Origin of the sequence: Bradyrhizobium sp. HKCCYLS3070, assembly GCF_051167575.1 — a bacterium.
In the GTDB taxonomy this organism is placed as follows: domain Bacteria; phylum Pseudomonadota; class Alphaproteobacteria; order Rhizobiales; family Xanthobacteraceae; genus Bradyrhizobium.
The window spans coordinates 105,522-116,144 of the sequence record NZ_JBNPTI010000015.1; the positions used below are offsets into that span (position 1 = coordinate 105,522).

Here is a 10,623-nt window from a genome sequence, read left to right on the forward strand (position 1 = left end):
AGGCGCAGGCCCGGAATCCATAACCACGATCGTGAGTATGGATTCCGGGCTCGCCCTGCGGGCGCCCCGGAATGACGGCGGAGCAAGTTTCAGGCGCCCTGCCCCGCACGACCACCTGCATTCACCCGCGCCAGCAACACTAGCCCCACCGCAAAGAACAGCACCAGCACGGCCATGCCCGCCTTCTGGCTCGCGGTGGCCGCGGTGATGATGCCGATCAGCAGCGGGCCGATGAACGACGTCACCTTGCCGGTGAGCGCGAACAGACCGAAATACTGCGCCACGCGCTCCTTCGGCACCATGCGGATCAGCAGCGAGCGCGAGACCGCCTGCAGCGGCGCGCCGCAGGCGCCGATGACGCAGCCGAGCAAGAGATAGGCGCGCTCCGGCAGCGAAGCGAACAGCGGGCCGCCCGGCACGGCCGGCGTAACCGAAATGAACAGAACCGAATCACGGCTCACCATGAGAATCGCGATGATCGCGAGCAGCAGCAGCGTCATGCTGCCGGCGATCACGCGCTTCGGCCCGAGAAAGTCATCCAGCTTGCCGCCGAGCCAGCCGCCGAACGTGCCGGCGGCGGCGAGGATGATGCCGAAGGTGCCGATCTGGATCGTGTTCCAGCCGAACGTGCCGGCGGCATAGATGCCGCCGAAAGCGAACAGCGACACCAGCCCATCGGTGTAGATCATGTTGGCGAGGAGAAACAGCGCAACGTCGCGCTGCTGCGGCAGGCTGCGCAGCGTCTGCTTCAGTTGACCAAGCCCCTCGCCCACGGCCGCGCCCAGCCGGTGCCGCGCCGGAAAGTCCGGTGTGAACAGGAACATCGGCAATACGAACACGATGAACCAGAGCCCGGTGAGCGGACCGGAGATGCGGTCGCCTTCATGGCTCACGGGATCGAGCCCGAACAGCGGCTTGAATCCAAACAGCGTGCGGCCGCTGTCGGGATTGGCGGCGAGAAAGCCGAGCACGATGACGAGCGAGAGGATGCCGCCGACATAGCCGGTGGCCCATCCGGTGCCGGACAGCCGGCCGATGCGTTCCGGCGGCACCAGCGTCGGCATCATCGCGTTGTTGAACACGGTGGCGAACTCAACCCCGATGGTGGCGATCACATAGGCCGCGAGCAGCGGCGGGATCAGCTCGGGCGCGCCGGGACGCCCGATCCACATCAGCGAGGCGCCGATCACCAGCATCGCGCCGAACGCCGCGATCCACGGCTTGCGGCGCCCGGTGGCATCGGCGATGGCGCCGAACACCGGTGACAGCAGCGCGATGACGATGCCGGCCGCGGCGGTCGCAAAGCCCCACAGCGCCTGGCCGCTCGCCGCGTCCGGCGCGACATGCGCCGCGAAATAGGGCGCGAAGACGAAGGTCGTGATCAGCGTGAAATAGGGCTGCGCCGCCCAATCGAAGAAGATCCAGCTGACGACGGCCGCGCGCCCGGGATAGATTCGGCCGTCGGCAGGGCCAGAGGTCTCGATCGTGATGACGGCCATTCGAAAATCCTCTGCAATCACAGCGTCGCATCTCGCGACGATCACAGCGTTGCGTTTTACGCCGGCGACGCGGCCCTATAACATCTGACGATCCCAGGCGGATGTCAGCAACGGCAGAATTGCGATGACCACGTTCACGATTGATCGACGACGGCTCCTTGCGGGTTTCATGCTGTTGCTGGCCGGCTGCCTGCCCGCGCGGGCGCTGGATTCGCAAACCTTTGATATCCCGCAGCCACCCGGTATCACCGCGCCGGCGCAGCCGCCCGCACATGGCATGGTGGTGGCGCAGGAGCGGATCGCAGCCGAAGTCGGCCAGCGCATCCTTGCGCTGGGCGGCAACGCGGTCGACGCCGCCGTTGCCACCGGCTTTGCGATGGCCGTGACCTATCCCGTTGCCGGCAACATCGGCGGCGGCGGCTTCATGGTCATCCACATCGCCAAGACCAACGAGGACGTGGCAATCGACTATCGCGAGACCGGTCCCGCCGCGATCACGCGCGACATCTTCCTCGGCGCCGATGGCAAGCCCGACAACGTCAAGTCACGCGATTCGGCGCTGTCGATCGGCGTGCCCGGATCGGTGGCAGGTCTCGCGCTGGCGCTGGAGAAATACGGCTCGGGTAAGTTCACGCTGGCGCAGGTGCTGCATCCGGCGATCGTGCTGGCACGCGACGGCATCCCCGTCGCCGACGACGTCGCCGTGACGCTGCCGATGATGGCGCCGCGGCTGGCAAAGTGGAAATCGACGGCCGCGATCTTCATCCGTCCCGATGGCACGGTGCTGAGGGAAGGAGACCGGCTGATCCAGCGCGATCTGGCGGCGACGCTCACCGCCATTGCCGAGCAGGGCCCGCGCGGATTTTATGAAGGGCCGGTCGCCGACCAGCTCGCCAAGGCGATCCAGGATGCCGGCGGCATCATGACAGCGGACGATCTCAAGGCCTACCAGCCGGTGCTGCGCACGCCGGTGCGCGGCACCTATCGCGGCTATGACATCGTGTCGATGCCGCTGCCGTCCTCGGGCGGCACCGTGCTGGTCGAGATGCTGAACATCCTCGAGGGCTTTCCGCTCGCTGAGCTGAAGCAGGGCTCGCCCGCCTCGCTGCATCTGCTGATCGAGGCGATGAAGCGCGCCTATGCCGACCGCGCGCGCTATCTCGGCGACCCCGCCTTCGTCGACGCGCCGGTGCGCGCGATGCTGTCGAAGGACTATGCCGCGCGCCAGCGCGCCGGGATCGATCCCGCCCACGCCACCAGTGCCGGCGACGTGCTCAACACCACGCCGCTGCGGGAGGGCAGCAACACCACGCATTTTTCGGTCGTCGACAATGACGGAAATGCCGTCAGCAACACCTACACGCTGAACTTCCCCTATGGCGTCGGCCTCGTCGCCGAGGGCACCGGCGTGCTGCTCAACAACGAGCTCGACGATTTCACCGCCGCGCCCGGCGCCTCGAATGCCTTCGGCCTGGTCGGCTTCGAGGCCAATCTGCCCGGCCCCGGCAAGCGGCCGCTATCGTCGATGTCGCCGACCATCGTGCTGAAGGACGGCAAGCCCGTGCTCGTCACCGGCTCGCCGGGCGGCAGCCGCATCATCTCGACCGTGCTGCAGGTGATCGTCGACGTGCTCGACTATCGGATGGACGTCCGCCAGGCCGTCACCGCGCCTCGCCTGCATCACCAATGGATGCCCGACGAGGTCCGAATCGAGAAGGGTTTTGCCGAGGACGTGCTCGCCGGTCTGCGCGCCCGAGGTCACAAGCTCGAGGAGCCGATGGGACGGACTTCGGCCAACTCCATCCTGGTGACGTCGGATGGATTCGTCGGCGCGCCGGATCCGCGCAGCAAGGGCGCCACCGCAGCCGGGCGCTGAGGCGCCGGTTCCCAGGCGATGTCGGACATCGCGGCCCCGGATGACGATTTGCCGCCGCCCGGCGGGGCCCCGCACCCGCTTCCCTCCGTTGGCGTGGTGACCGAGGCGCGTTAGAAGCATACCGGGGCGCAGCGAGGCTCGCCCGCGAGACGGTGTCGGACGTTCTGGTGCATTTGCGAAGATTCGTGGTCGGTCTGCTGGTGTTTGCGGCCCTGCTGGTGGCGGGGTGGCTCACCTATCGGCCTGACCGGGCGCTGCGCGTCGCGACCAGCGCGGTCGCCGAGATGATCTGCGCCAAGACCTACGTCTCCGGCTTCGATCCGCAAACGGTGTTTGCGGAGACCATGGAACGGCCCGGTCTGCGCCGGCTGCGGGCCGTGATGCGCTACCGGGTGGAGCCGGACATGCGCATGGTGGAGGCGTCGCTGCTCGGCCTGCACGCCACCCGGGCCACGTATCATGACGGTCTCGGTTGCGTGACGCTCCAGGGCCAGAAGCCGCCTTACGTGCCTCACACCGACGTCGCTGCGCTGCGTGCCGCGGCGCCCGCTCCCGCGTTGCCCGACTTGGCGGAAGGCGCTGCAGTGGAGCCCAGCGATCCCGCGCTGAAGGCGGCGCTCGATCACGCCTTCGAGGAGCCGGCCAACCCGCCGTTCCGCCGCACCAAGGCGGTCGTCGTCGTCAAGGACGGTCGCCTGATCGCGGAGCGCTATGCGCCGAACATCGGCGTCGATACGCCGCTCCTGGGCTTCTCGATGACCAAGACGGTCACCAATGCGCTGCTGGGCATCCTCACCCGGCAGGGCAGACTGAGCCCGTCGGTCCCGGCGCCGGTCGCGGAATGGCGCGAAGCCGGAGATCCGCGCCACGACATCACCATCGAGCAGTTGATGCGCATGACATCAGGCCTGGCGCTGGACGAGACCAATTCCGGCTTCGACCCGTCGAGCCAGATGGATATCCACCGCGACATGGCGGCGTTCGCGGTGCATGCGCCGCTGATCGCGCCGCCCGGCCAGCGCTGGGCCTATTCGAGCGCGAGCACCCAGATCCTGGCACGCATCATCCGCGATGCCGCCGGCGGTCCCGAGCAGGCGATCGAACTCGCGTGGCGCGAGCTGTTCCATCCGCTCGGCATGCGCAGCGCGACGCTGCAGTTCGACGGCACCGGCACGCTGCAAGGTTACGGCAACATGCTGGCGAGCGCGCGCGACTGGGCGAAGCTGGGGCTGCTCTATCTCGGTGACGGCGTCGCCGGGGACAAGCGCATCCTGCCCGAGGGCTGGGTGGCGATGTCGGCGACCGCGACGCTGGACACCGACTATGGCGCGGGACTGTGGACGAACCGCAGCCAGCATTTTCACGCGCTGGGACGGGCGCGCGCCGGCATCCCGGCCGACGCGTTCTTCGCCTTCGGCCTGCTCGGCCAGCGGCTCGTGATCATGCCGAGCCAGCGCATGGTGGTGGTCCGGCTCGGCGATTCCGTGGATCCGGACGGCGACATCAAAGGCGTCGCCCGGCTGGTGCGCGAGGTGATTGCGGCGACCGCGGCGCCGGCGACGGCCGCCAAATAGCGGTCAGCGGCCGACCTCGTAGGGCCCGCCCTTCTCCAGCGCGATCTTGTAGGCCGGCCGTGCCTCGATGCGGGCGAGGAAATCCATCGCCCGCGGGTGGCCCTGCTCCAGGCCGCCGCGCGATGCCGCCGCCTGCAGCGGGAAGCTCATCTGGATGTCGGCCGCGGTGAACGAATCGCCCGCAAACCACTCGCTCTTCTGCAGCTCGCTTTCCCAGAACGCCATGTGCTGCTTCAATTGCGGATTGACCAGCGTGCTCAAGGCCTGGTTCGACACCTTGCGCACGATCGGACGGAGCAGCGCCGGCGCGCGCTTCGGCATGATGTTGAACAGCAGCTTCAGCAGCAGCAGCGGCATCGCCGAACCCTCGGCGTAGTGCAGCCAGTACGAATAGCGCAGCCGCTCCGGCGTCTTCGGCGGCGGGATCAGCCGTCCCTCGCCATAGGTCTCGATCAGATATTCGACGATCGCCCCGGACTCCGCGACCGTGTTGCCGTCGTCGGTGATCACGGGCGACTTGCCGAGCGGATGGATGGCGCGCAGCTCCTTGGGCGCGCGCATGTCCGGCTGGCGCTCGTAGCGAATGATCTCGTAGGGCACGCCGAGCTCCTCGAGCAGCCAGAGCACGCGTTGCGAGCGGGAATTGTTGAGGTGGTGAACGGTCAGCATGGGGTTCCCAGGGACGGATCGGGTGGCGGGCGCCGTTCCGTAGCAGGACAGGACGGGTTCGGCGAGGCGTCCTCGGCGCTGGAGGCGGCCACAATAATTATCCGGGTAATATTGACTTTAATTTCACCCGGATCTTATTAGGTGCATCACAGGGACCAAGCCATGGACACTTTCACCGCGTTTGCCGGCCAGACCCGGGTCGCCGCCGGGCCGCTGCCCAAGGTGGCGCTGGTGCTGAAACACGCCGCGCCGAACACCGAGCCGATCGTGATCTTCAACGACCGCACCGGGCAGCCGATCGACCTCGATCTGCGCGGCAGCGACCGGGAGATCCTGGCGCGCCTGCCGGTCGACGCCGGCGCGGTCGCAGACCAGCCGACGAGCGGGCCGCGCGGCCGCGGCCGGCCGAAGCTCGGGGTCGTGGCCCGCGAGGTCACCTTGCTGCCGCAGCACTGGGACTGGCTGAACGCGCAGCCGGGCGGCGCCTCGGTGGCACTGCGCAAGCTGGTCCACGAGGCCCGCCGCGTCAGCGGCGACACCGACCGCGCCCGCGAGGCGCGCGACGCGGCCTATCACTTCATGTCGGGGATCGGTAGCAACCTGCCGCAATTCGAGGAGGCCTCCCGGGCGCTGTTCGCCGGCGATCTCGGCCGCTTCGCCGCGCTGATCGCGGACTGGCCGGCCGACATCCGCGACCATGCGGTGGCGCTCGCAAATCGCCACAGGGCCGATTGAGATCGGCTGATTTCAACAGCCAGCGGGAGCGGCCGTTCGCGGCCGCTCTCATTCCAATTCCTCGCAACGCGACCGTGCTCCGAATGAAGAGCGGTCGACGGAGAACCATGCCGTGTCGCCGCCAACCGCCTCGCTGCGCAAGCCGTTCCTGATGTTCGTCGTTCCGATGATGCTGAGCAACACGCTGCAATCGCTGTTCGGCACCATCAACAATGTCTATCTCGGCCAGATGATCGGCGTCGATGCGCTCGCCGCGGTCTCGGTGTTCTTCCCGGCGATGTTCTTCTTCGTCTCCTTCGTCATGGGCCTCGGCTCGGGCGCCGGCGTTCTGATCGGACAGGCCTGGGGCGCCGGCGAGCCCGCCAAGGTGAAGCAGGTCGCCGGCACGACGCTGACCATTGCGCTGCTGCTCGGCGGCCTGATCGCGGTGCTCGGCGGCCTGTTCAGCCGCGAATTGCTGACCGCGCTCGCCACGCCCGCCAACATCCTCGATGCCGCCGCGGGCTATGCCCGCATCATGATGATCACGATGCCGCTGACCTTCGCCTACATCCTGCTGTCGTCGCAGATGCGCGGCGTCGGCGACACCGTGACGCCGCTGGCCTCGCTCGCCGCATCGACGACGCTCGGGCTGGTGCTCACCCCGGTCTTCATCCGCGGCTGGCTCGGCGCGCCCGTGCTCGGCGTCGCCAGCGCCGCCTGGGCGTCGGCGATCTCGACCCTGACCACGCTGGCCTGGCTCCACGTCCATCTGCGCCGGCGCAAGCATCCGCTGGCGATCGATGCGGCCTTCCTGCAGGGCATGCTTCCTGATCCGAAGCTGCTGCGGGCGGTGCTGCGGCTCGGCATCCCCGCCGCGATCGGCATGATCGTGATGTCCTTGGCCGAGATGGTGCTGATCGGCCTCGTCAACGGCTTCGGCTCGGACGCGACGGCGGCCTATGGCGCGGTCAACCAGGTGCTGGGCTATGTGCAGTTTCCGGCGCTGTCGATCGCGATCTCGGTCTCGATCTTCGGCGCCCAGGCGATCGGCCGCGGCCAGGCCGAGCAGATCGGCGACATCGTGCGGACGGGCATCGAGATGAACGTGGTGCTGACCGGCGGCCTGGTCGCGATCGGCTATCTGTTCTCACGGGTGCTGATGGGTTTCTTCATCACCGACCCTGCCGTCATCGAGGTGGCGCAGCATTCGCTGCATATCGTGCTGTGGAGCTCCGTGCTGTTCGGCATGTCCATCACGTTCTCGTCGGCGATGCGCGCCTCCGGGACGGTGTGGATGCCGCTGGCGATCTCGGCGTTTGCGATCGCCGCGATCGAGGTGCCCGCCGCCACCTGGCTCAGCCGCAGCATCGGGCTCGACGGCGTCTGGCTCGCCTATCCCATCACGTTCGCCGCGATGATGCTGCTGCAGATGAGCTATTATCTCCTGGTATGGCGCAAGCGGACGGTGCGCCGGATGATCTGACGCACCACCGGCGTCTTCCGGCCGCTGGAATATGATGACCGTCATAAAACCCTGGACGGAGCTGCTGCGCTGGACCACAATGTGAAAAACCGAGGAGACCGCCCATGAGCCGTCCTGCGCCAGAATTCATGTTCGACTTCGGCAGTCCCAACGCCTATCTGAGCCATGAGGCGATCCCGGCGATCGTGAAGCGGATCGGCGTCCAGTTCTATTATGTCCCGGTGCTGCTCGGCGGCATCTTCAAGGCGACCAACAACAAGTCGCCCGCCGAGTCGCTCGCCGGCATCAAGAACAAGCGTGAGTTCCACGAGGTCGAGACGCAGCGCTTCCTCAAGCGCTACCACGTGCAGCCCTGGGTCTGGAATCCGTACTTCCCGGTGAATACGCTGAACTTGATGCGCGCGGCCATCGCCGCCCAGCTCGAGGGCGTGTTCGAGGCCTATGTCGACGCGGCGTTCCACCACATGTGGCGCGAGCCGAAGAAGATGGACGATCCCGAGATCGCGATCGCCGCGATCACATCGTCCGGGCTCGACGGGGCCAAGCTGTTCGCCCGCGCCCAGGAGCCCGAGGTCAAGGCGAAGCTCGTGGAGAACACCCAGCGCGCGGTCGAGCGCGGCGCATTCGGTTCGCCGACCTTCTTCGTCGGCAACGAGATGTTCTTCGGCAAGGAACAGCTGCGCGACGTCGAGGACTACATCCTAGGCAGGTAATCGCCGTCATCGCGAGCGAAGCGAGCCAGAGCCACGACGAAGGACTGGATGGCTTCGTCGCTTCGCTGCTCGCAATGACGCCTCGGGAGAACGGAGAGCAAGCATGCAACAGCGCAACGCTACCGTTGCGGTCGTCGGGGCCGGCGACTACATCGGCGCGGAGATCGTCAAGAAGTTCGCGTCCGAAGGCTTCACGGTGTTCGCCGGCCGCCGCAATGGCGACAAGCTCGCGCCGCTGGTCGCGGAGGTCGAGAGCGCCGGCGGGCGGATCGTGGCGCGCTCGCTCGATGCCCGCAAGGAGGACGAGACCACCGCCTTCCTCAACGACGCCGATAAGCATGCGCCGCTCGAGGTCGTGATCTTCAATGTCGGCGCCAACGTCAACTTCCCGATCCTCGAGACGACGGACCGCGTGTTCCGCAAGGTCTGGGAGATGGCGTGCTGGGCCGGCTTCGTCACCGGGCGCGAGGCCGCCCGGCTGATGCTGCCGCGCGGCGGCGGCAAGATCTTCTTCACCGGCGCGACCGCGTCGCTGCGCGGCGGCGCCGGCTTCGCGGCCTTCGCCTCCGCCAAGTTCGGCCTTCGCGCGGTGGCGCAGGCGATGGCGCGCGAACTGATGCCGCAGAACATCCATGTCGCCCATCTGATCATCGATTCCGGCGTCGACACCGCCTGGGTGCGCGAGCGCCGCGCCCAGCTCTGGGGCCAGGAGGCGCTGGACAATCCGGATCTGCTGATGCCGCCGTCCTCGGTTGCCGGCGCCTATTGGCAGCTCTACCAGCAGCCGAAGAGCGCCTGGACCTTCGAAATGGAGATCCGGCCGTTTGGCGAGAAGTGGTAGAGGCGAATAGCGAATAGGGAATGGAGCCTATTCCCATTCGCTACTCGCCATTCGCCACTCGCTTCTGCATGATGCGGCCCGCTCACGGAGGATCCACCCATGCGTATTCTCGTCGTCGGCGCCGGCGCCATCGGCGGCTATTTCGGCGGCCGGCTGCTGCAGTCCGGAGCCGATGTCACCTTCCTGGTCCGCCCGCGGCGCGCGGCTGAGCTCGCCAGTGCCGGCCTCGTGATCCGCAGTCCGACCGGTGACGTCACCTTGCCCAATCCGCCGACGGTGCAGGCGGACGGTTTGAAGCAACACTTCGACGTCGTGCTGCTGAGCTGCAAGGCCTTCGATCTCGACGACGCGATCGGCTCGTTTGCACCGGCGGTGGGACCTGACACCGCGATCATTCCGATGCTCAACGGCATGAAGCACCTCGACGTGCTCGACGCCAGGTTCGGGCGCGCGCGCGTGCTCGGCGGGCTCTGCGCCATCGCCGCGACCTTGAACGAACAGCGCGAGGTGGTGCAGCTGCAGCCGATGCAGTCGCTGAGCTTCGGCGAGCGCGACGGCGGATCGTCGGAGCGCGTCCGCGCGATCTTCGAAATTTTCCAGCGCGGCAATTTCAATGCGTCGGCCAGCGAGAACATCATGCAGGACACGTGGGAGAAGTGGGTGTTCCTGTCCTCGCTCGCCGCGTCGACCACCTTGATGCGCGGGCCGGTCGGCGTGATCCTGACCGCGCCGGGCGGCAAGGATTTCCTGCTCGGCATGCTCGACGAATGCAGCGCCACCGCTGCGGCCGCCGGCTACCCTCCGGCTGGCGCCTTCTTCCAGCGTGTCTCCGGCATGCTCACGGCGGAGGGATCACCGATGACCGCCTCGATGTTCCGCGATCTCCGCGCCGGCCTGCCGGTCGAGGCCGATCACGTCATCGGCGATCTCGTCGCCCGCGCCGATGGGGCCAAGGTCCCGGTGCCGCGGCTGCGCATCGCCTATACCCAGCTCAAGGTCTATGAGGCTCAGCGGGACAAGTAGCTCTTGGTGTCGCCTCGGTGTTCGCCGAACCGTTGGTCAGGCACGACGGCGCCACAGACTCCGATGTCGTCCCGGCCTCGCGCCGGGATCCATAGCCACCGCCCGTAGTGAAGCAGGTCACTCTCACCGACGTCCCTCGATAGCTTCCGCGAGCTTCCGCGGTATGGGTCCCTGTGTCTGGAAAGTCTGCCATGATGATGGTGGGCGGGAAGCCGTTGGGTCCTTGGC

General features: G+C 67.4%; 9 protein-coding genes. 7 read left to right on the forward strand and 2 right to left on the reverse strand.

The features are described 5' to 3' along the window. Positions 1-89: 89 nt before the first annotated feature. Positions 90-1,499, reverse strand: a complete 1,410-nt coding sequence (locus ACQR03_RS30050) for an MFS transporter (protein ID WP_434842118.1) — start codon at positions 1,497-1,499, stop codon at positions 90-92. A 169-nt stretch (positions 1,500-1,668) separates the two neighbouring features. Between ACQR03_RS30050 and ggt the strand changes: the two genes are divergently transcribed. After that, positions 1,669-3,375, forward strand: coding sequence for a gamma-glutamyltransferase (gene ggt / locus ACQR03_RS30055; protein WP_434842117.1), 1,707 nt, complete (start codon positions 1,669-1,671; stop codon positions 3,373-3,375). Positions 3,376-3,542: 167 nt separating this feature from the next. Continuing rightward, on the forward strand, positions 3,543-4,949 hold the full coding sequence (locus ACQR03_RS30060; RefSeq protein ID WP_434842116.1) for a serine hydrolase domain-containing protein: 1,407 nt from the start codon (positions 3,543-3,545) through the stop codon (positions 4,947-4,949). Between the two features lie 3 nt (positions 4,950-4,952). Here ACQR03_RS30060 and ACQR03_RS30065 read toward each other — a convergent pair whose 3' ends face one another. Beyond that, on the reverse strand, positions 4,953-5,618 hold the full coding sequence (locus tag ACQR03_RS30065) for a glutathione S-transferase family protein (RefSeq protein WP_315715866.1): 666 nt from the start codon (positions 5,616-5,618) through the stop codon (positions 4,953-4,955). Positions 5,619-5,780: 162 nt separating this feature from the next. Here ACQR03_RS30065 and ACQR03_RS30070 point away from each other — a divergent pair, with 162 nt between their 5' ends. The 5 genes from ACQR03_RS30070 (at position 5,781) to panE (ending at position 10,395) form a co-directional block, all read left to right on the forward strand. Then, the gene (locus ACQR03_RS30070) at positions 5,781-6,353 is read left to right on the forward strand and encodes a DUF2239 family protein (protein WP_316201902.1); all 573 of its coding nucleotides are present in this window, start codon (positions 5,781-5,783) and stop codon (positions 6,351-6,353) included. A gap of 151 nt (positions 6,354-6,504) precedes the next feature. Continuing rightward, complete coding sequence (locus ACQR03_RS30075; RefSeq protein WP_315716177.1) at positions 6,505-7,818, forward strand: MATE family efflux transporter; 1,314 nt, start codon at positions 6,505-6,507, stop codon at positions 7,816-7,818. A 104-nt stretch (positions 7,819-7,922) separates the two neighbouring features. Continuing rightward, positions 7,923-8,531 (forward strand): 2-hydroxychromene-2-carboxylate isomerase, encoded by a 609-nt coding sequence (locus tag ACQR03_RS30080; protein WP_316201901.1) that lies wholly within the window; start codon positions 7,923-7,925, stop codon positions 8,529-8,531. A 103-nt stretch (positions 8,532-8,634) separates the two neighbouring features. After that, positions 8,635-9,372: an SDR family NAD(P)-dependent oxidoreductase gene (locus ACQR03_RS30085; RefSeq protein WP_316173096.1), complete on the forward strand. Its 738-nt coding sequence runs from the start codon at positions 8,635-8,637 to the stop codon at positions 9,370-9,372. A 99-nt stretch (positions 9,373-9,471) separates the two neighbouring features. Next, the gene (gene panE / locus ACQR03_RS30090) at positions 9,472-10,395 is read left to right on the forward strand and encodes a 2-dehydropantoate 2-reductase (protein WP_316201900.1); all 924 of its coding nucleotides are present in this window, start codon (positions 9,472-9,474) and stop codon (positions 10,393-10,395) included. Positions 10,396-10,623 lie beyond the last annotated feature (228 nt).

Bases quoted from the DNA above. Each gene is read 5' to 3' on its own strand.
- panE (WP_316201900.1), top strand. From the start codon at position 9,472: ATGCGTATTCTCGTCGTCGGCGCCGGCGCCATCGGCGGCTATTTCGGC.
- ACQR03_RS30070 (WP_316201902.1), top strand. From the start codon at position 5,781: ATGGACACTTTCACCGCGTTTGCCGGCCAGACCCGGGTCGCCGCCGGG.
- ggt (WP_434842117.1), top strand. From the start codon at position 1,669: ATGCTGTTGCTGGCCGGCTGCCTGCCCGCGCGGGCGCTGGATTCGCAA.
- ACQR03_RS30050 (WP_434842118.1), bottom strand. From the start codon at position 1,499: ATGGCCGTCATCACGATCGAGACCTCTGGCCCTGCCGACGGCCGAATC.
- ACQR03_RS30085 (WP_316173096.1), top strand. From the start codon at position 8,635: ATGCAACAGCGCAACGCTACCGTTGCGGTCGTCGGGGCCGGCGACTAC.
- ACQR03_RS30065 (WP_315715866.1), bottom strand. From the start codon at position 5,618: ATGCTGACCGTTCACCACCTCAACAATTCCCGCTCGCAACGCGTGCTC.
- ACQR03_RS30075 (WP_315716177.1), top strand. From the start codon at position 6,505: ATGTTCGTCGTTCCGATGATGCTGAGCAACACGCTGCAATCGCTGTTC.
- ACQR03_RS30080 (WP_316201901.1), top strand. From the start codon at position 7,923: ATGAGCCGTCCTGCGCCAGAATTCATGTTCGACTTCGGCAGTCCCAAC.